At 38.9% G+C, this 21,654-nt stretch carries 20 protein-coding genes, 1 rRNA gene and 1 riboswitch; of the genes, 1 reads left to right on the top strand and 20 read right to left on the bottom strand.

Annotated elements, in window-relative coordinates:
- From NQ185_RS19095 to NQ185_RS19040, 12 genes are all read right to left on the bottom strand, one after another.
- Positions 1-198, bottom strand: a 16S ribosomal RNA gene (locus tag NQ185_RS19095); the annotation flags it as partial.
- 309 nt (positions 199-507) lie between these two features.
- The gene (gene guaA / locus NQ185_RS19090; RefSeq protein WP_257583662.1) at positions 508-2,061 is read right to left on the bottom strand and encodes a glutamine-hydrolyzing GMP synthase; all 1,554 of its coding nucleotides are present in this window, start codon (positions 2,059-2,061) and stop codon (positions 508-510) included.
- Positions 2,062-2,170: 109 nt separating this feature from the next.
- A riboswitch (purine riboswitch) is annotated at positions 2,171-2,272 on the bottom strand.
- 68 nt (positions 2,273-2,340) lie between these two features.
- Positions 2,341-4,518: a transglutaminase TgpA family protein gene (locus tag NQ185_RS19085; protein WP_257583661.1), complete on the bottom strand. Its 2,178-nt coding sequence runs from the start codon at positions 4,516-4,518 to the stop codon at positions 2,341-2,343.
- Positions 4,515-5,738 (bottom strand): DUF58 domain-containing protein, encoded by a 1,224-nt coding sequence (locus NQ185_RS19080; RefSeq protein ID WP_257583660.1) that lies wholly within the window; start codon positions 5,736-5,738, stop codon positions 4,515-4,517. The genes NQ185_RS19085 and NQ185_RS19080 overlap by 4 nt, the downstream gene beginning before the upstream one ends.
- Position 5,739: 1 nt before the next feature.
- Positions 5,740-6,696 (bottom strand): AAA family ATPase, encoded by a 957-nt coding sequence (locus NQ185_RS19075; RefSeq protein ID WP_257583659.1) that lies wholly within the window; start codon positions 6,694-6,696, stop codon positions 5,740-5,742.
- A gap of 180 nt (positions 6,697-6,876) precedes the next feature.
- Positions 6,877-7,704: an NAD(+) synthase gene (nadE, locus tag NQ185_RS19070; RefSeq protein ID WP_257583658.1), complete on the bottom strand. Its 828-nt coding sequence runs from the start codon at positions 7,702-7,704 to the stop codon at positions 6,877-6,879.
- Positions 7,705-7,720: 16 nt separating this feature from the next.
- Positions 7,721-9,190 (bottom strand): nicotinate phosphoribosyltransferase, encoded by a 1,470-nt coding sequence (locus NQ185_RS19065; RefSeq protein WP_257583657.1) that lies wholly within the window; start codon positions 9,188-9,190, stop codon positions 7,721-7,723.
- A gap of 18 nt (positions 9,191-9,208) precedes the next feature.
- Positions 9,209-9,766 (bottom strand): cysteine hydrolase family protein, encoded by a 558-nt coding sequence (locus tag NQ185_RS19060; protein WP_257583656.1) that lies wholly within the window; start codon positions 9,764-9,766, stop codon positions 9,209-9,211.
- A 1-nt stretch (position 9,767) separates the two neighbouring features.
- Complete coding sequence (locus tag NQ185_RS19055) at positions 9,768-10,361, bottom strand: HAD hydrolase-like protein (protein WP_257583655.1); 594 nt, start codon at positions 10,359-10,361, stop codon at positions 9,768-9,770.
- Between the two features lie 176 nt (positions 10,362-10,537).
- On the bottom strand, positions 10,538-11,362 hold the full coding sequence (locus tag NQ185_RS19050; protein ID WP_257583654.1) for a carbohydrate ABC transporter permease: 825 nt from the start codon (positions 11,360-11,362) through the stop codon (positions 10,538-10,540).
- A complete protein-coding gene (locus tag NQ185_RS19045; RefSeq protein WP_257583653.1) occupies positions 11,355-12,230 on the bottom strand; it encodes a carbohydrate ABC transporter permease in 876 nt (291 codons plus the stop codon). Before NQ185_RS19045 ends, NQ185_RS19050 begins: the two co-directional genes overlap by 8 nt.
- Positions 12,231-12,320: 90 nt before the next feature.
- A complete protein-coding gene (locus tag NQ185_RS19040; RefSeq protein ID WP_257583652.1) occupies positions 12,321-13,610 on the bottom strand; it encodes an ABC transporter substrate-binding protein in 1,290 nt (429 codons plus the stop codon).
- Positions 13,611-13,948: 338 nt separating this feature from the next.
- Between NQ185_RS19040 and NQ185_RS19035 the strand changes: the two genes are divergently transcribed.
- Entirely contained in the window at positions 13,949-14,452 is a 504-nt protein-coding gene (locus NQ185_RS19035; protein ID WP_257583651.1) for a DUF3231 family protein, read from the top strand.
- Positions 14,453-14,503: 51 nt separating this feature from the next.
- On the opposite strand, the gene NQ185_RS19030 is transcribed toward NQ185_RS19035, so the two are convergent.
- From NQ185_RS19030 to NQ185_RS18995, 8 genes are all read right to left on the bottom strand, one after another.
- Entirely contained in the window at positions 14,504-15,436 is a 933-nt protein-coding gene (locus NQ185_RS19030) for a hypothetical protein (protein ID WP_257583650.1), read from the bottom strand.
- 18 nt (positions 15,437-15,454) lie between these two features.
- Positions 15,455-15,736, bottom strand: coding sequence for a hypothetical protein (locus NQ185_RS19025; RefSeq protein ID WP_257583649.1), 282 nt, complete (start codon positions 15,734-15,736; stop codon positions 15,455-15,457).
- A 26-nt stretch (positions 15,737-15,762) separates the two neighbouring features.
- Positions 15,763-17,127 (bottom strand): hypothetical protein, encoded by a 1,365-nt coding sequence (locus NQ185_RS19020; RefSeq protein WP_257583648.1) that lies wholly within the window; start codon positions 17,125-17,127, stop codon positions 15,763-15,765.
- Between the two features lie 27 nt (positions 17,128-17,154).
- Entirely contained in the window at positions 17,155-18,531 is a 1,377-nt protein-coding gene (locus NQ185_RS19015; protein WP_257583647.1) for a VWA domain-containing protein, read from the bottom strand.
- 23 nt (positions 18,532-18,554) lie between these two features.
- A complete protein-coding gene (locus NQ185_RS19010; RefSeq protein WP_257583646.1) occupies positions 18,555-19,331 on the bottom strand; it encodes a pilus assembly protein TadG-related protein in 777 nt (258 codons plus the stop codon).
- The gene (locus tag NQ185_RS19005; protein WP_257583645.1) at positions 19,331-19,714 is read right to left on the bottom strand and encodes a TadE/TadG family type IV pilus assembly protein; all 384 of its coding nucleotides are present in this window, start codon (positions 19,712-19,714) and stop codon (positions 19,331-19,333) included. The genes NQ185_RS19010 and NQ185_RS19005 overlap by 1 nt, the downstream gene beginning before the upstream one ends.
- Positions 19,715-19,734: 20 nt before the next feature.
- A complete protein-coding gene (locus NQ185_RS19000; protein ID WP_257583644.1) occupies positions 19,735-19,947 on the bottom strand; it encodes a hypothetical protein in 213 nt (70 codons plus the stop codon).
- A 771-nt stretch (positions 19,948-20,718) separates the two neighbouring features.
- The gene (locus NQ185_RS18995; RefSeq protein ID WP_257583643.1) at positions 20,719-21,654 is read right to left on the bottom strand and encodes a type II secretion system F family protein; all 936 of its coding nucleotides are present in this window, start codon (positions 21,652-21,654) and stop codon (positions 20,719-20,721) included.

Here is a 21,654-nt window from a genome sequence, read left to right as displayed (position 1 = left end):
CCTCATGCGAGAAAAGAAGTTATCCGGTATTAGCTCCGGTTTCCCGAAGTTATCCCAGTCTTACAGGCAGGTTGCCCACGTGTTACTCACCCGTCCGCCGCTAACTTTTGGGAGCAAGCTCCCAAAAGTCCGCTCGACTTGCATGTATTAGGCACGCCGCCAGCGTTCGTCCTGAGCCAGGATCAAACTCTCATTAAAGTAGTTTGTTAGCTCATTAGCTGGTCTTGCAAAAATTATTTTTAACGCTTCGTTTCGTTCAGTTTTCAAAGATCAAACTTGCGTTTCGCTTCAGAAGCGAACTCTATTAATATATCATTTATTAAATCAACAGTCAAGCTTTTTGAATAATATTTTTAAAATGTTATTCGCTGATGACTGTTTACTTATAGTACCATCTTCCAAGCATCTCGTCAATTCATTTACACAATAATTTTAATTCCATTATTATCCTAATATAACAAAAGACCTATCAGCATATGCCAATAGGTCTACCATCGGAAGATTTTATTATTCCCACTCTATCGTCGCAGGCGGTTTACTCGTAATGTCATAAACAACCCGGTTTACATGCTCTACTTCGTTAACGATTCTAGTAGAGATTTTTTCAAGAACATCCCATGGGATTCTCGCCCAATCAGAAGTCATTCCATCAATCGATGTTACGGCTCTTATTCCGATTGTGTGGTCATACGTACGGGAATCACCCATTACACCAACACTTCGGATATCAGGCAGCACTGTGAAGTATTGCCAAATTTCTCGTTCCAAGCCAGCTTTTTTAATTTCCTCACGTAAAATAAAATCAGATTCGCGTACAATTTCGAGCTTATCATCAGTAACTTCACCGAGAATTCGAATGCCTAAGCCTGGACCTGGGAAAGGTTGCCGCCAAACGATATCATCCGGAATACCGAGCTCCGTTCCTAGTGCCCTTACCTCGTCTTTAAACAAAGTATTAAGTGGTTCAATCAATTTAAATTGCATATCCTCTGGCAATCCGCCTACGTTATGATGCGATTTGATTGTTTGTGCTGTTGCAGTTCCACTTTCTATAATATCAGTATAAAGTGTGCCTTGGGCTAAAAAGTCAATGCCTTCAAGTTTTGTTGCCTCATCGTCAAAAACGTAAATAAATTCGTTGCCGATAATTTTACGTTTTTGCTCTGGATCCGAAACACCTTTTAATTTACCAAGAAAACGATCACTTGCATCGACCTTAATAACATTCATGTGGAATCCTTCGCTAAAAGTCTTCATGACACTGTCTGCCTCACCTTTACGAAGCAAGCCATGATCGACAAAAATACATGTTAGCTGGTCACCAATTGCTTTATGAATTAACACGGCTACTACTGAAGAATCCACGCCGCCGCTTAAAGCACATAACACTTTCTTATCTCCAACCTCTTGGCGAATTTTCTCCATTTCTACTTCAATGAAGTTCCCCATCGTCCAGTCGCCTTTACAGCCACAAATTTCAAATACGAAGTTTTTTAATATTTCATTGCCGTGGATTGAATGGCGAACCTCAGGGTGAAATTGTACGGCATACAATTGCTTTTCTTCATTGCTCATTGCTGCGATTGGACATGATGGGTTTGTAGCATCAATCGAAAATCCTTCAGGCGCATTCCGAACTAGATCACCATGGCTCATCCAAACAACTTGTTCGTTCGGAAGACCTTTAAATAAAGAAGCTCCTTCTTCAATCTGTATCAACGCTTTTCCATATTCACGACCTTTTGCTCGCTCTACATTTCCACCGAAATGAACAGTCATGAGCTGCATTCCGTAGCAAATACCGAAAACAGGAACCCCTAAATCAAATAGTTTTTCATCACATCGAAATGCACTTTCAGAGTAAACGCTATTCGGTCCGCCAGATAAAATAATACCTTTTGGATTCATTTCTTTAATTTCTTCAGCTGAGATCGTATGTGGGTGCAACTCGCTATAAACGCCAAATTCGCGGATTCTTCTAGTAATCAGCTGATTATATTGACTTCCAAAGTCTAAAACTACAATCATTTCCTGATTATGCAATTCTGTTTTTCCAGGCATGTAAGATCCTCCATCTTCTTTAAAATTAAAAAACTGGAACTCCGCCTCCTATTACTAAGAAGGCAGAATTCCAGTATTAAAGAAGACAAAACAAAGGATGTGCTTGTCCATTGGAAAGACCTGCCTTCATAGTAAAGCCATTTAAGGTGGCCTCGTAGAGACTCCCATACCATATTTATGGGATTATATGAAGTTTCGCCAATTCAGGCGGTCGTCATGTATTTAATTACCGTCACAACATTTAACCTGCGTTTATTTTAAACCTGATTTAAAACATGGTCAACCTGTTGTTCTTTTAATTAAATTTTCCCATAACTCACTTGCATATTCCCATTCTGTTTCAAGTATGTCTCCTCTATAAATCGCTCTCTCATAACACTGTGTTAAGGAGCTCATATCTGTCGTGTCAAAATGAAAATCAACATAGTTCGCATAATCGCGGAGTGTCTGTCCTATATTACGCTTCACACCGAAACGTTCAAGTTGTTTTAATAATTCCTCGTACGCATGGACAAGCGTATCCCCATCACTTTTTCTTTTATATTTCCATAAAAGCACATACGGTATCCATTTGCTCCTTTTCCAATACAGCAAGAAACCTATAATGATCACCGCAACAAAAATTAAAATAAGAATGTATTTATTTTCTTCCATAAAGGAATCAATTTTATTTAGGACGGTCGTGGAATTCCCTTTTTTCACTTGTTTATTATGTTCTTTTTTATCATTCTCTTTGTCTTCCAATTCAATTGGCTTTGAAGGCTTAATAACGGGTGCAACTGGCGCAACCGCATCCTTTTTCTCGTCATTAACGATACTGGCAAAGTTGCTGAACCCAATTGTCGGCTCAAACGGAACCCACCCTTGTGTTGGGAAAAAAACCTCGACCCATGAGTGAGCTTCATTATTTGTCACTTTGTATACCCGATCCTTGCCATCTGTCTCTCCGTAGTATTGTCCAGCTGCATAACCTTTTGCCCATCTAGCTGGTATGCCAACCGCTCGAAGCATCGCAACCATAGAAGTTGAAAAGTTATCGCAATATCCAATTTTTGTGTCAAATAAAAACTGATCGACATAATCTTGATCTTCTTCCGGGATCGCTACATCGGTTTGATCATATATAAATCCTTCAGTTTTAAAATATCTTTCAATGGCTTTTGCTTTATCATACCAATTATCTTGATCTTTCGTTATTTCCTCCGCCAAGTCCCGTACCCGATCTGGTAATGTTTTAGGCAACTGAGTATATTTCAACATAAAGACATAATCCAAATCATCTGATGAATGAGTCGCACGCATTTCTTTTAAGCTAAAAGCTGATCTTATATATTCTATTTCATAATGATCAAGTTTCGTTGGCTCATCCTCGGAATCATAGGACAAAAGCTTGTCTCCTTGAGCGAATTTAAAATAACCGTCTTCATTCCCATGAACTGATAAAAAACCATAAGGTTGGACGATATGTGGGTAGGAAATCTTAAAGTCGAGTGTTGCTTTTCGGATAGGATCATCTTCTGTATTTAATTGAAGTTCATCACCCGAAAAAAACACATTACTCTCCGGATCTCCAATCTTCTCCCAGCCCCTTCCGGTGTATTCGTCCTTCGTCTCCACTCGCCAATATTGCTTCGTAGGAGTTTTCACTGTAAAAACAGTCCGATTATCTCCTAAAAAAGGTCCTCCTAATGCCGAATCATCGCTGCTGTATCCAATCCTAGCCACTGTCCCTTTTCTAGGAAAAACATTATCAGCTGTTGATTGAAAATATGGAACGGGATCTGGCCAAATCGGACCGGCTTTTGGTGCGGCATATCCTATAAAAACACTTGCTACAATCATAACGATAAGGGGAAACACCCATCTACTTAAAAGAGTGCCGCGGTTTCGAATTTGCTCTTTATCAAGAAGACGCTGAAAAAACAATATTCCGAGTAATGTAAAGCCAATAAATACAATTCGGACAATAGCCCACTCTCCGTTATATATTGTAAACGTGTCTAATACAGCAACGTAAACAACGGTCATCATATAAAAAATAAATATCTTTTTCCGAATGGTAAGCCAATATGAAAGAAGATAGGTCATAATCCAAATTAATATATAAAACAGTAACGTCCGAAACATATCTGATAAATCATAAACATTAGCTGATAACAACAGCTTCACATTTACATAAATGTCTTTTAAAAATGTTTCCATCCAAGTAAATGCGCTTGGTTCCTGACGACCAAACACCGCAAAAAGAAATACTAAAATAATGCTTATCTTTATCAATCGACGAAGCCAGCCATAGACTGGTAGAGCATTTAGTAATAGAGAGGCTGCGATAAACACAACGAAATAATGGATTTTGCCTGTAGGGGTAATTTGATCAAGCGGCCGAAGCCATTCCCATAATAACAGGAACCCAAACACATACAAGATGAGGATAGAACCGTAATGCTTCTTGATCATGCACGCCTCACCTCCATAAATGCCGTTCGAAATTCGTCATCATAGAGTGAAATCATTATGATGCCTTTTTGCCTTGCCGAAGCTTTAAGCATAAGTTCTTTTTGAGTTATATGCTCGTTTCTATTTTTAATATAATAAACGACAAACGTTCCTCTTCGTCGTATAAAAACTCCCGCTTGGTCAATCAATTCTTTGCTTAAAATGGATGTTACTACGATCATCACAGATGGCTGGTTAAATAGAATTGATTCATTTTCAATGATATTGACTAAAGGAACCGAGCTATCTGCCTTTACCTTGGCAAGATGTAGGAAAATCTGTTGTTCCTGCTGGCCCCCGCCCCGAATGGGTAAAAATGTTTTATCTTTTCCAGCAGAAAATAGACCAATTTGGCCCCCATATTTTAGAACTGATTTCGTGACGGAGGCAGTAAATTTAACCGTTTCTTCGAAATTCCCCGATTTAGTGCGATCCAATATGAGCAAAAGGTCATTTGTTTGCCTAATTTCAAATTCCTTTGACATCATATCATTCGTACGTGCGAGCGCCTTCCAATCAATCCATGAAAAACGATCACCCGGCTGATATTGCCTGATACCAGCTACAAGGGAGGTATCCTTCTGAAATTGCATCGCAGATGAAGTACCGCCTTGTTCATATTGGCTTTCCAGAGCGCGATATATAATTTCTTCAAATTGGGGATAGACTAAAAGTATTTCTCTGCTGTCGTACCACTTTTCCTTCTCGACTAATCCAAGGGCATCTCCTGTTTTAAAACGAAAGGCTTCAAAAACATGCTCTCCCCGCGGAATTTTATTAATTTTATATTGGTATTCAAATCTTCTTTTAAAGCCTGGAAACAATATTTTCTTATTTTCTCGATTATAAAAACCTTCCGGAACCCAATCCGCAACGATTAAAAATAAAAGGGGAAAAGGGAATTTTCTTGTTAACGAGACTTTAACCGTTACTTCGTCGCCAGAACTTAATTGGGTTGGACTAAATACTCGCTTGATTTGAAAGTCATTTAACGGATAGATTAATAGACTGATAGAATAGAGGGCAAACGGAAGAAAGCTGAAAAATAAAAACCAGCTAACAAATCCCCCTTGAAACATGGCGTAAGAATACGTTATAACTAAGAGCAAAAGTAATAAAACGAGACCGAAAAAGGGTTTCATTTTAGCAAAAAGCCGATTTCGTCTAAATATCAATTTCATGTTACTTAACAGCCCTTTTTATTGGGACGTGAGTTTTTTCTATAAGTTCATTCAAAATATATTCAGTTGTGATGCCTTGGTATTTTGCATCCGCCTTTAAAATCATCCGATGAGAAAATACAAATGGTGTTAAATACTGAATATCGTCGGGAATAACATAGTCTCTTCCCGATAAAAACGCAAGTGCTTGCGAAGCCTTCATTAGTGCGATGGATGCACGCGGGCTTGCACCCAAATACACATTTGGATGGTTTCTCGTTCGATTTGCAAGTTCAACAATATACTGTTTTAATGTTTCCTCTACATAGGTTTCTTTCACTTGCTGCTGAAGATCCCTTAATTCTTCTAACGATATAACTGGTTTTAATTCTTCAATTGGCGGTACTTTTTGTGATCTCGTCAAGACCTCCACTTCTTCTTTTGCAGTAGGGTAGCCCATTTTCATTTTTAATAAAAAGCGATCAAGTTGGGCTTCCGGCAATGGGTACGTTCCTTCATATTCAATTGGGTTTTGCGTGGCCATTACAAAAAACGGTTTTTCCAATTGGAGAGTGACACCGTCAACGGTGATGCTTTTTTCTTCCATTCCCTCTAATAAAGCTGACTGTGTTTTTGGGGAAGTTCGATTAATTTCATCAGCTAGTATAATATTCCCGACAATTGGTCCTGGTCTAAAAGTAAATTCCATTTCCTTTTGATTATATATAGAGACCCCTAATACATCGGAAGGAAGTAAGTCTGGGGTAAATTGAATTCGTTTAAATGAGGCATTTACTGATTTTGCCAAAGCTCTCACCATCATTGTTTTACCTACTCCAGGAACATCTTCTAGCAGCACATGACCTTCTGCTAAAAGGGCTAATAGACTAAGTCTAGCAACATCTGTTTTTCCAATCATGACCTTTTCAATATTTTGTAAAATCTTTTTAATTTGCTGCTGCATCATATCGCTGTTCATCCATATCCACCCGCCGTTTATATTTTTCTTTAGCTGTCTAACCTTAGCGCTTATACATTTTTCGTATTATATTAATATTCTGTCTAAACCGGGAAAATCCTCCCGTAAATTGAAAGTAAAAAGGACAGGAGAAAAGTATCATTTTTTGATACTTTATACCTGTCCCATTTATTCGTCAATCTACTTCCAAAAGTTGTCAAATATATTAATTGGTAAATGTCTTTTATGTGCTGATTTTAGATATAATGCTTCGATTGTATTTTTCGCCGTTTCCGAAACTTCTTTTCCTTCAAGGTAATCATCAATTTCGTCATAAGATACTCCAAGAGCCACTTCATCAGGGAGTAGTGGTCGATTATCTTCGAGATCTGCAGTAGGAACTTTCATATATAAATGTTCCGGACATCCAAGTTCCTTCAATATTTGCCTACCTTGTCTTTTATTCAGGCGGAAAATCGGTACTAAATCAGAGCCGCCATCACCAAATTTAGTAAAAAATCCTGTCAAAGCTTCCGCTGCTTGATCTGTACCTAGAACTACGCAATTATTCATAGCGGCGATGCTATATTGAACTTTCATGCGTTCCCGGGCTTTTTCATTCCCTTTTGTAAAATCGGAAATATCGACACCGCCCTCTTTCATAGCCTGAACACTTGCATCAACAGCATTTTTAATGTTCACTTCGTACATGACACTAGGGTTTATGAAATCTAAAACATCATCTACATCGCTGGAATCACTTTGCGTGCCGTATGGAAGGCGAACAGCAATAAATTTATATTTTTCTAAATCTCGTCCTTCATTTAATTCGTCAACGGCCATTTGGGCAAGTTTTCCAACAAGCGTGGAATCCTGTCCTCCAGAAATCCCCAACACAAATCCGTTAAAAAAGGGGTATTTCTCCATGTAATCCTTCATAAAGTCGATACTTTTGCGAATTTCTTCTTGTGCGTCTATTTCCGGCAGCACTTTTAGTTCTTCAATAATTTGCTTTTGGAGTTCATCCATTGCGATTCCTCCTGACCTATGACTTTTTAAGTTTACTCACTTTTTCTTTCACTTCTTCAATATTTCTCATTTTATTATCCCAGCATCTTTGGCTAAGATCGACAGGGTATTCTTCTGGATTGAGAGATCTTTTATATTCATCCCAAAGCAAACTAAGACTTTCCTTCGCATACCCTTGGATTTCCTTTAGTTCAGGCAAACGGTACATAAGCTCGCCATTGTCGAAAATCACTTCATGTAAATTAATAGCATCAAAGTCGGTTACAAACTTACTAATATAAGTATGAACAGGATGGAACATTTTAAGCCGGGGCTCTTCTTCAGGCAACTCATCCCATAATGTAATATAATCACCCTCTGATTTACGATTTATCCTATTAATAATTCGATAAACCTTTTTTCTTCCGGGGGTCGTTACTTTTTCAGCATTGCTTGAAATTTTTATTGTATCTTCCATTTCGCCATGATCATTTTCGATGGAGACAAGTTTATATACTGCTCCCAATGCAGGCTGATCATATGCTGTAATTAATTTCGTACCAACACCCCATGAATCGATTCTCGCACCTTGTGCTTTTAAATGTAAAATCGTATATTCATCTAAATCGCTTGATGCGAAGATCTTCGCATCTTTTAAGCCCGCCTCATCCAGCATTCTTCTCGCTTCTTTTGACAAGAAAGCCATGTCTCCGCTATCAAGGCGAATTCCTTTAAAATTGATTTGTTTTCCAAGTTCTTTTGCCACTTTGATTGCAGCAGGCACTCCTGATCTCAAGGTATCATACGTATCTACTAAAAACACACAATCACGATGGGATTCAGCATATTTCATAAAAGCCGTATAATCATCCTTGTATGCCTGCACCATGGAATGAGCATGAGTTCCTGCAACGGGCATATCAAAAATTTTGCCAGCTCGAACATTACTCGTTCCATCAAACCCGCCGATGAAGGCTGCTCGTGTTCCCCAAAGTGCCGCATCAAGCTCTTGGGCTCTTCTTGAACCAAATTCAAGCGCTGTTTCATCCCCAACAACTTGTTTTATACGTGAAGCCTTTGTTGCAATTAATGTTTGATAATTCACAATGTTAAGTAAGGCTGTTTCGATTAGTTGAGCTTCTACAAGGGGCGCTTCTACTTGTAAGATCGGTTCATTGTTAAAAACAACTTCCCCTTCTTTCATCGAACGGATCGTCCCAGTGAACTTTATATCTCTTAAAAAATCGACGAATTCTTCTTCATAGCCAACTTCCTCTTGCAAATATTCAATATCGGTTTCACTGAATCGAAAATCTTTAATAAAATGAATGATTTTTTCTAAGCCAGCAAAAATGGCATATCCATTTGCGAAAGGCATTTTTCGAAAATAAAGATCGAAAACAGCTTTACGATTATGAATTCCGTCTTGCCAATATGTTTTCGCCATATTTATTTGATATAGATCTGTATGCAAAGCCAAACCATCGTCTTTATAATGATCGTTCACTGTAAACCACTCCAAATGTCAGTTTCCTGATACTACTTTCGCTCCTAGGGTCTGTGCAAAATGGCCTAATGCCCATTCATGTCCTGCTTGATTAAAACTTGCAACAGCATCTTCATGTACGACTATCTGAAAGCCTTTATTATAAGCATCAACAGCCGTATGCAATACACAAATATCCGTACAAACGCCACATAGATGCACTTCTTCGATTCCGCGCTCACGAAGCTTTATTTCAAGATCTGTTCCCGCAAATGCACTATATCTTGTTTTATCCATATAATAAACATTTGAATCATTCTTATGCTTTTCATAAAGTAAGTAAAGCTTTCCATATAATTCTCTACCACTTGTTCCTTCAATATTATGCGGAGGAAATAGTTTTGCTTCTGGGTGGTATTCATTACCTTCCGTATGTTTGTCAATGGCGAGGACGACAAAATCACCATCTTCAATAAACTTTTGGGTTAATGAAAAGATTCTGCCTTCAATTTTCTGACCAGGTTCACCGCACGTAAGCCGACCATCCTCGGCTACAAAATCATATGTATAGTCTACGTTTAAAAGTGCTTTTTTCATCTTATTCGCTACCCCCATATTTTAATTTTTCAAGGAAGGCTGAAGTATACGCGTCGATGTGTAAATCTGCTTCGATATCCTTATTTTGAAATGCACAAGTTTTCATTCCAACCGCTTTCGCCGGTATTAAATCAAGTGCCCGATCACCAATCGCCCAATCTAATTGGTATTTATTACGAACATATTCATATGCGCCTACATCGGGTTTTCTTGGAAATCCATCATCATCAGGGCTGACAATTTCATCGAAATAGTCGAATAACCCCCATTTAACAAGCAGTTCCTTTGTGGATGCCCTTGTGCGATGTGTCACAATTACATTTACATCTGCAGCAGCTAAAATGGATTCAATCCCTTCAAAAGGAGGACTCCCAGCCTCAGCTTCGGCATGATCTAATTCCTTAAATCTTTCTCTGAAGTCTTCCGAAATACCGAAATGCGCAAACGCCTCTTTAGACGTTTTTTTTAACCAACGAAGCGCTTCTGTCTTATCAACAGATTTTCCATGGACTTCTTCATAAACAGAACAAAAACTATTTAATATCGCTGGATATGTATCAAATATTGTTCCATCCAAGTCCCACAATAGTCGCAACGGACATCACTCCTCCGTTCAAAAACTTAGTATTCTGAAACTAATATCTATTATACAATATACCTTTTTATATTTCATTGCTTGTTTTTTAGGAATTGTTTGAGTGCCAGGCACTCAAACAACTTTAACACAATTCACAAATAAAAACTTGTAGAGAAAAAATTACTCTACAAGTTTTATTTTACCGATCCCATCATTCCCGCTACGAAATGCTTTTGCATTAGGAAAAATACGATAGCTGTCGGCAGCGTCGCAATCACGATTGCTGTCATAATGACACCGTAGTCAGGTGAGTAGCCGGCTCCAAGATTGGAAATGAGGAGAGGGATTGTTCTTTTTTCAGGTGTTTGTAATACGACGAGTGGCCATAAATAATTATTCCAACTGGACATAAAGGTAATGATTGCTGCGGCGGCATACGTCGTCTTCATCGTAGGAAGGAAGATGCGTAGAAAGATTCCTATTTCACTTAGACCGTCGATCCGCCCGGCCTCGATTAGTTCCCGCGAAAACATTTTCGAGCTTTGTCTAAAGAAAAAAATTAAGAACGCCGTCGTAATTGTCGGTAGAACAACTGCAGCCAATGTATCTATTCCAAATATAGGTGCAACTTGTGAAATGCTCCCGAACATGCGATACAAAGGAACCATTAAGGCTGCAAATGGAATCATCATCGACAATAAAAGAAAGTTAAAAACGGCATCCTTTGCCGTACTTCTATATATTTCAAATCCATATCCTGCTAAAGAAGCAATTAGTAAAGCCAATATTGTTGTGGAAACGGAAACAATAAAGGAATTAATGAGTGCCGGGACAATTTCAACTGTCGTAAATAAGTTGGTGATATTTTCAATCAAATAGCTTCCTGGCAATAATCTTCCCTTTGTAACATCCACCGATTTATTGGTCATACTTAAAATCATCCATAAAAATGGAAAGATGGAAACGAAAGCGGCTATGATTAAAAAGAGATAAACGAAAAAACGTTTTATGCTAAACATCGCGATCACCTGCCACTTTAAATTGTAGGATTGAGAACAAGACAATCAAAATCACGATTACATAAGATACCGTTGCAGCATACCCAAAATCAGGAGTGTATTTAAAGGAAAGATTGTATATGTATTGCGATATAGAGGTTGTCGTGTTTCCTGGACCGCCTTTTGTAATATTCATTATTTCATCAAAAATTTGCAGTGTCCCAATCGTTGAGGTAATGGAAGTAAATAAGATAATCGGTTTTAATAAAGGAATTGTGATTTTAAAAAACTGATGCACACCGGAGGCTCCGTCAATTTTGGCCGCCTCATAAATAGATGGATCAACATTTTGAAGAGCAGAAAGATAGAAAATCATATTATATCCGGTCCATCTCCATGTAATTGCAATGATGATTGTTATTTTTGCCCAAAAAGGGTTGGTCAACCATTGGATTGGATCAGGTATTAAGGAAAGCGATAATAACAGCTTGTTGACTAGTCCATTTGTAGCGAATAAATACTTAAAGATAACCGAGTACGCAACGAGGGAAGTGACACAAGGCAAGAAAATCGCCGTTCTAAAAAATCCTTTAAATTTCAGTGTGCGGTCATTTAGTAGTACTGAAATAAATAAAGCCAAAATAATCATGATCGGCACTTGAACGATTAAATAAATAAACGTATTCGTAATCGCTGCAATAAAAGTAGGATCACTAAACAATCGGACATAATTATTAAGCCCTACAAACTGTAAGTTCACACCGACACCAGACTTAAAGGATAAGATCAAAGCCTGAATCATTGGATAAAAGTAAAACCAACAAATAAAGATGACTGAAATTATGATAAAAGACCAACCAATAGTATTACTTTTTAACCGATAATTCATGGCTATTTTCACTCCTTGCCTGGACTTTAACCTTATTGGGCAATCCACTTTTTTAAGATTGCAAAAGCGATTGCCCAAAGATTCATTTCATTATTTCAATTGTGCTTCAGCCTGCTTTTGAGCATCATTCATTACATCGTCAATGTTTTTTCCACTTAAATAATTTTGCATTTCCGCAATTAATATATCTTCAATCGCATAAGTATGCATTCCATAATTTACACCGGGGATTTCGCTCATCCATTTTGAGAAATCCTCAACAACCTTTTGTCCACCAAAGAAATCATCGCTGCTTTTATACGCCTCACCGTCTGTAGCAGGTTTATACGTACCAAGTGCTCCAACTTCTTTTACTAGCTTCTGGTAAAAATCTTTATTTGAACCGAAAGTTTTCCCAAGGAAATCAGCAGCTTTTTCTTTTCCGTCAATATTTAACACATAGAAAGAGCTTCCGCCTAAGTTTGAAGCATTCACTGCCCCTGCAACCGGTAATCTCGGAATCGGAACGACGGCCCATTTTCCAGATTGGGATTCCTCTGCTTTTATACTAGGAGTAATCCAGTTCCCTGTTGGAACACCAGCAATATCACCATTGTTGAAAGCTGCTAAAAATTGACTCCAGTCAGACGTAGTCACTGCAACCTTTTCATCTAATAATGTTTTATATACTCGAAATGCCTCTTTCAACGCTTTGTTATCTGCTAAATTTGGCGTTACACCATCTTCTTTCAAATACCAAGATCCCGCGGATTGAATCATCATTCGAATCGTTCCTAAATCATTCGGATCTAGCGTGAGAAAACCTTTCCCGCTTTTATCCCTTATTGTTTTTCCTATAGTAATGAATTGATCCCAATCAATATCACGAACATCATCAACTGATAGTCCAGCATCTTTCAGCATATCCGTACGGACATATAATCCAGTCACTCCCGTATCAAAAGGCAAGCCGTATTGTTTCCCATTAAAACTTGTAGGAGCAATTTTATAATCGGCAAAATCCTTCGTGTCAAAGGTTTGCGATAAATCATAAAATGCATCCGGGTAGGCTTGCAGGAAACTTTGCGCCCGATAATCTTCAATTAAAACAATATTAGGCATCCCTTTCATTGTCCCAGAGCTTAATCCTGTATTCAGCTTTTGAACAATATCGGGCTGGCCGTTTTCAATTACCTTTAATTTAAAATCCTCATCGCCTGTATAATTGTCTTCAGCAAGTTTAAGTGCTGCAATATTAAATTTTGGATCCCATGCCCAAGCCGTAATTTCATTATTGCCTTTATTCGTTGCGTTTTTACCTTCGTTTTTATTGGACGATCCTGAAGCACAAGCAGTCGTAATCAAAATCATGGTCAACAATAAAAAAAATATCCTTTTCAACATAATCCCCCCCAATGGTTTCCGGTCTTCCCATTAGTTTGTAAATTATTTCAGATATTATGCATGGAGACACATTAAAAAGATGCCTCTTTGTGTCAGAACATCCTATCGAAATATTACTTGATTTGACTTAGCGTAAACGAGTATCGATATACTGTACATCAACACCTAAATTGTTTGAGTGCCAGGCACTCAAACAACTTCGACACAATTCAGAATTGTTTTAGTGCCAGGCACCAAAACAATTAAGCTTGGTGAGAAAAATGAATGCATGTTTTTTAACTGGAAAGCAAAATATATAGGTGAATTGCAAAAATACGATATTTAGGAGGATTCAAGTGGGAATATTAAGTGGAAATCCAAAAAATGAACCGATGCACTATGGGGAAGTTTTCGGTTTATGGACTTACTTACTGGCTACGAAAGGAATGATTACATGTTATCAAGTCCATATAAACCACGCAGGCGATTCTGATCTTCAATCACTATTGAAGGAAGCAATCCAATTATCAAAACAAGAAGAAAACGAGATAGAATCACTATTAAAAGAAAATGAAGTGGCATTACCACCTACTCCGCCCGAAAGATCAAATGCTTCTTTAGAAGACATTCCAACAGGGGCCAGATTTCTTGATCCGGAAATCGCAGCATCTCTAGCAAGAGATGTGGCGGCAGGTTTAATTTCTTGCAGCACGATAATGGGGGAATCAATTCGCGAAGACATCGCTATGATGTTCGGAAAATATCATGTTCAAAAGGCAGCTTTTGGAGCAAAAGTACTCCGGCTAATTAAAGACAAAGGCTGGCTTATTCCGCCGCCACTTCATATTACTTCTAAGTAAGGAAAAGGCAGAGCCCTTGAAACAAATCATACGTTGATAGTTTCAAGGGCTTTATTTCACTTTAGATTTCTGCAGTTTTCTGAAAAAAGAAGGCTTCTTACGGATAATCCATTTTTTCTTTAAAAACTGCTCCGCTTGTAGCCTAATATAGTCATCAGGTATTTCTTGCAGTTTTTTTATATAGCCTTTCGGTGTGACGAAAAGTGTATCATAGGAAGTGTAGACGACTTGCTGGTAATCAATTTCATCACTGATTTTATCAACAATCCGCTTTGCTTTATGTTTCTGACCGCTTTCCAAATATTTATTCGTAACAGCATTTTGCAGTAATGTCCTCACCATACGTAGTTTATCTTGATTTTGCATGAGAAGGATTCCTTTTTGCCTTGCATGCTTTTTAAATTGAGATGTTGCGGTTAATAATGACTTGAACGTACCTTCTTCCACTTTGGAAGAAATTCGTATATCATCCATTAATCCTGTTACCTCACTAGCATATTCATTCATTTTTCCTTCTGGCTCTTCTATTACTTTTAAGTATGAAAGCATGTCATCGATATCACCGAATAATTTGGAGAGCTTCCCATTATTCTTCAGATAGCCTTCCTCCATCGTTTCTTTAAGCTCCTCTAAATCCGACTGAAAATACTCATCTTTGTAATATGCCAATCCATATTCAAGTTCTTTCTCACTGATCATAACATTATAAAAAGTGAGGTACACTTGAAGACAGTAATCGGCGATTTCCTCACGCTCAACTACTTTACCCTCTTCGTCGAATATATGAAACTTATGAAAATGCAATGCTGCTATGTTATCCGCTTTGCCGCTGTATACCCCTAGTAACCGATATGGATGAGAACGATAGAAAATGATCGGACTTATAAACCCAACCTCAAATGGACCGACAAAAGGATCGGCCCATTTTTTCTCAATACCAGCAGCGGCAGTCATTTCGGGAGGCGGCTTAAAATTTGAACTCAAGACAACCATTCCTTTCACTTACAACCGCGTTAACGCAAGGAAGGCAAAAATAACAAGTATGACCATAATTGTAGTTCCTACCGTTTTAATACTAACAGTTTGTACCCTTTTTCGTACCTCACTGTAAACAATAAAGAATACTCCAACTAAACAATAAACAATAGCCACATACTTGAAAGTTGTATTTCCAAAAAAAGGTTCTAGATTATGTTTATCGGCATAAAATGCTAGCCCGAGTCCTCCAACAATAATTGTCACAGTGAAAAAGTACCCGATAAAACTCAAAGTACGATCGCTCAATAATACCACCCCTAACAAAGATGAGCTTAATAGAATTTCCACCAAAATAACCGCTGACACCAGTATTTAAAGCTAGCTGACACTTCATATTGGAAATTATTCCACGCATCAACGTATCCGTTCCACATATTTTTCAAACGGTTATCTGGATGTATATCAGGATTATTCCAATATAGTATATCTTTATAAGTCTGCGTTAAAAACTTTGGTGGGTATTTCTTTGCAAAATCAACTAAAATTCCTGATATACCAGCTTTATTAATCCACATATTCATAGGAATTAATGACGCAAAAACTAAAGAGCTAATTCCAATACCTCCCAAGTCCATCCCTTCGCCTTTAACAAATTGCTTTCCCGCTTCTATGACTGCACCAGTTCCGGCACCATATATGAGCCATCCGACTCTTTCCCATTTTACCGCTTGATTTACTCTCGTCCACAAACCAACACCTACGAGGGAAGTAAAGAATGCAAATACTGCATTTATTCCCATTGATTTTGGATCCCAATTTCCGGTCACAATATCAAAAGCTACCGATACGCCTGCACCTTTCAGACCAATCCCTAATATATGTTTGGCGAGTCCCAACCATCCGCCATGAACAAAACGATAAAGATTTGTCATTAATAAGCCTTTAGCTACTTGCAATCTAAACCATAAGCCTACTGCCCGCACAGCATTCATGGTCACTTGAAAAGCAGGGACTAACGCTCTCGTCATAACAAATCGCCAAGCCGTACTTAATGCAAGTCCGACTTTACCAATTCCTACTCGTAATATATTTCCAGACCATGTCAGAAACGCTGCCATTGCTCCTGTTTCCACTGCAAAAGCAAGTAATCCACCTGCAATGGCAGCACCAAAAATCCAGCCAGCAGCATGAAGAGGATTAAATGCGTCCGTTCCACCATATAAAGCAAAATAAATGATTCCCGCGATCACAGCTGCAATGGCAGCGACAATGGCTACTGCGATTGTAATAATTCCTCCGACGACTAATAAGGCAATAACAGCAATGGCTGCTAAAATAATGCTGATTGTTACAATTAAATCCTTTACCCAATCGGGCAACGCGTCCCAAGCCGACGCAATCATTTCCCCAACATCAGATAAAAATTTAGTAAAGGCATGCCAGCCTATTTTTGCACCTTCTATCGTTTTATCAAGTATATCTTTAAAAAAGTCCCCAATTTTCTTCCAATTCCAATCTACTGGATTGAGAGAGATGCCACCATGATGTCCCCATGCCTGTTGCTCAGTAGGAGTTAAGCTATTATTCTCATACTCTATATCCCCAACATTACTAGCAGCCAATGTTGTAACCGGGACTGTGACTAATAGTAATAATAGCATGAAGCTTTTTAACATTCGACTAAACCATTTCTGCATCCGGAAACCTCCTTTTTACAAGGTACTTCAACTTCCATGCTTATATTTTTCATTAATTTCTTTTTCGATTTCCTTGTAGCTTTCTTGTGCCAATTTCAGGAGGTCGTTGTACATCTCATTTTCAGCTTGATTCGTTAAATCATATCGAGCATGACGCAATGTTTTAAACATTGCCCTTTGTTCGGATGATATTTGGTCATTTTTGTATAGGAAAAGAACAGCGTTGTCCAAATTTCGGATTTCCAAAGAACTTTTTTCAGCAAATTCATTTTTATATTCAAAAATAGTTTCTTCCCTTTTTAATACGGTATCAATATTTTGCGATTCAGCATTTACCTTCCACTCAAGCCATTTAGTAGCCATTTCTTGTGATCGATCAAATTCTGCTTGTAATTGTTCAACGTTTCGAACGGTTTGGTATGTACCATCCGCTGCCTCTGCAATTTTCTTTAGTTCCTTCTGACCTTCACTATCAACATTAAAACCAATGACATTTAGGATTGGCGTAACAGAGGATTCTGCAAGCTCCTTCGCTTCCTTCACAGGATCTCCATCACATGTTTCAACTCCATCGCTTACTAAATAAATGATGTTTGTATTTTTATCCCCATTAAATTTAGCAAAATCATTTTTTGCTTGGATTAATGATTCTGCAATAGGCGTCCAGCCACTCGGTTGAAATTGATTCAAGGCATCGTTTATTTTCGCTTCCTCGAATGCCTGCATCTCGTATAAAAGCTCACTGCTTGCGCATGAAAGTTTTTTATCAGAGTCAGACCCTGTCCCTTTATGTCCATATACACGCAATGCGACATTCGCTTCTTTCGGAAGGTTTGAGGAGAAAGTCTTGATCGACTCTTTTGCCCAGTCCATCATTGACTTTCCATCAATGACCTCTGCCATACTGCCGCTCGCATCTAATATGATTTCTACATTATAATTTTCTTTAAATTCATATCGGGGATCGCCAATGTCAGGGTTTCCAAAGTCTTCTTTCTTCCAGTTTTCAACCACCTCATTCGGATCCGGATAATCCTCCGCGAAAAGTGAAATGAGTTTTGCCCAATATTTTTTCACCTCATCTTCATGTTCCTCTTCTTTTAAAGGAGGCAGCTTCGATAGTTCTTCTTCAATGGCTGTTTCGTTTTCATCGTAAAAAATACCGGCGAACATACCTGGTGTGTAAGTTATTAATGATTGCGTATTTTCTGGAGGATTTGGTGCCTCGATGACGTCTTCCATATCACTTTCATCTTCTATTTCGTCATTTTCTATCGCTTCATTTGTTTGTTCTGTCGGTTCGCTTTTATGGTTCTCCGCTACAATTGAATCGTCTTTTGTCGAGCAAGCACCTAATGTTAATACGAGTATTACAAGTACGAAAATAAATAACTTTTTTTGCAAAGTTTAATAACCTCCTAATGCAGTTATTTACATTTAATGTCAATCTCTTTTGGAGTTTTGATGCTTGCTTCAGCTTCGGCAAACACATCTTGTTCGCCTGAACCGAATGATTGATCCTTAACAGTAATGAACGATGCCGATTTTTTTACACGAGCCATAACCTTAAATTCTTTTCCTTTAAAAATAATATCAATATCCTCTTCGGCACCGTTTTTCACTGCAAAATATGTGGCGGCATCCGTCCATCGCGGCTCTGATTTTTTTATCGCTTCGCATGCCACATCATTGATTTCTTTTACTTCTCTTGAAAACCATTCTTTATACCAAACATTTTTGAAAAAATAGCGTAAAGCTAGATTTGCGTTTACTTCCTCATAGGAATACCTGACTGCTTTCCTAAGTTCATTAGGAATTTGCATTTTATCCATGGCCCATTTCCAAATGGTGTCTAGTTCTCTAGCGGTCAGTGACGGTGGAGGTATAGGATTACCGTCTTCATCCTCTTCTGTATTATCATCCATGATTTCATCGATTTTTTCCTGAACAAATTCATTCGCCACTTCACGCAAGCGATCCATCCGGATTTCAATTTCGGACTTTAATTTTTCATCATAAACATCTTTTATTTCATTGGCGGCTGCTAAAACCGCGGCATCTGCACTCGTTTGACTGACCCGTTTGCTTGCATATGTCGTGAAAAAATCAAAAAAGATGAAACTAATGAAAATAGCCCCTACTAATAACCCGATGATAACGAGAAGGGTATTTCCTTTTTCGTTACGCACGTAGCGGCTTATCATTAGTCATCCACCTCTTCCTTTGGCATGGAAGCACTCGCCTTCAGTTCATGGTCCAATTTCCCGATAAATGGGATTTTGATGGTCGGTACTTTTGCCTTAACCGTCACGGTTACTTCCTGTCCGTATGAAGTCGAACCTTCTGCTACAGAGCTGCTCACTTTGATTCCATGGGCAGCCCGGTTGACGGCTGCACCATAATCACCGCCAACTGCCGCAACACGGGCGCCGTCTCTCGCCGCGGATTCCGCCACAACGACAGTATAGGCTACTAAAGCGACCTGCCATATAAAAAGCAGCGCCATGACAATCATAGGAAACACGGCTACAAATTCAATTAACTGTGAACCTTTTTCATTTTTGGCATGCCGTAAAACTCGTTTCATCTGTCACACATCCAATCTAATCAATCACCACTCAAACTATTAATCATTTTCACTAGTTGGTTTTTAACAGCAGTCCCCATAGTAGAATCACCTTTCATCGTGGCAGCGATCGCTCCCATAATCGCAAGCACCAGCATTCCAAGCGCAATCCACTCGAGCGCTTGTGCCCCTTTTTCGTTTTTAACATACTGGTCCCACTTACATTTAATTGATACGTAAAATTTAGTTAACATGATGATTCCTCCTAAAAATATTTTAAAATTGATTCGCCGAAATTTAATGATTACTGAAGATACTTCTGGAACAGGAATGGAGTCTAGCTGTACGGGAATTGGAACCCTACGAACGAGAATAGAACCTCCCTGAACGGGAATTGAACCCCCTCGAACGGGAATAGAGCTCGCCCGAACGAGAATAGAAACCTCAAAAAGGAATTGGAACCCTCCGAACGGGAATAGAAACCTCGAAAAGGAATTGGACACCTCCGAACGGGAATGGAACTCTCTCGAACGGGAATAGAGCTCGCCCGAACGAGAATAGAAACCTCAAAAAGGAATTGGAACCCTCCGAACGGGAATGGAACCCCCTCGAACGGGAATAGAGCTCGTCCGAACGAGAATAGAACTCTCGAAAGGGAATTGGAACCCTCCGAACGAGAATAGAACCTCCTCGAACGGGAATAGAACTCGCCCGAACGAGAATAGCACTCTCGAAAGGGAATTGGAACCCTCCGAACGGGAATGGAACTCTCTCGAACGGGAATAGAACTCGCCCGAACGAGAATAGAAACCTCTAAAGGGAATTGGACCCCTTCGAACGAGAATGGAACCTCCCTGAACGGGAATGGAACTCTCTCGAACGAGAATAGAACTAGCCGAACGAGAATAGAAACCTCGAAAGGGAATTGGACCCCTCCGTAAGGGAATGGAACTCTCTCGAACGGGAATAGAACTCGCCCGAACAGGTATAAAAAAACTCTCGAACAGGAATAGAACCTATAAGGCTTAAAACCACACATCCAGTCCGAACGCTTCCGGATTGTATAGCATGTTCAAAAAGAGCAGGCCGATGATCAGTAGGAACACGGCTGGCGCCACTAGGAAAGTAGTGACTAGTGTTACTTGCGGACTTGCTTTAGCCGCTTTTTCCTTTGCTCGGTATCCTCGCATGGCTCGTAAATTTTCTGCTTGGACGCGGAAAGTCGTAGAGACGGGAACACCGAGATCTGAACCTTGCACTAATGAATTTACAAGCATCTCCAATTCTTTTGATGTGTTGCGGTCCAGTATGTGCTGGAAGGCTTGGCGTCTTGGAACTCCTAAATCTATTTCTCTATTAAATCGCTGGAATTCCTCGCTCAGCGGCCCTTCCATTTGGTTTGTCACTTGGCGTAATGCGGCATCCAATGATACGCCCGCTTGTAATGTGATGCTTACGGTATCGAGAAAATCTGGCATCATTGTACTTATTATTTCTTGTCTTTCCTTTGCCAAATACATAATCCAAAGCGACGGAAATGCAAACCCGATAATCGGTAAAATCAGCAATGAAAAAAGCGCAAATGGCATGCCTAAAAATGAATAGATAATAGAGAAAGACAGCAACCCCATTCCGAGCACAAATCTTAATCCATGGAGGCCTTGTTGCGTTAACCCCATTGGGTTTCCGGCCCTGACAAGCATTTGTTCATCTTTTTCAAAATCGAACATTAATTTGTACTTTTCAGCTGTTGGCCCTACATATTCCGCTGCTTTAATAAGTGGTTTCCAAATGAATTCAGCTAATTTTCTACGACTTTTCATCAATTTCGATTTCTGCAAATGAACGAGCAATTTTTCTTTTTTCGCAATATAAAGCCATATAAAGATAAAACCAATAAAAATAAATATTAAAATAATAATCGTTAACACTTGGACAAGTACTTCAAAATAAGGACTCAT

The sequence above is a fragment of the Lederbergia panacisoli genome (assembly GCF_024626525.1).
Taxonomy (GTDB): Bacteria; Bacillota; Bacilli; order Bacillales; family Bacillaceae_C; genus Lederbergia; species Lederbergia panacisoli.
Note: the sequence above shows the minus strand (reverse complement) of the source record. Positions and strands in the feature narration are given on the sequence as shown.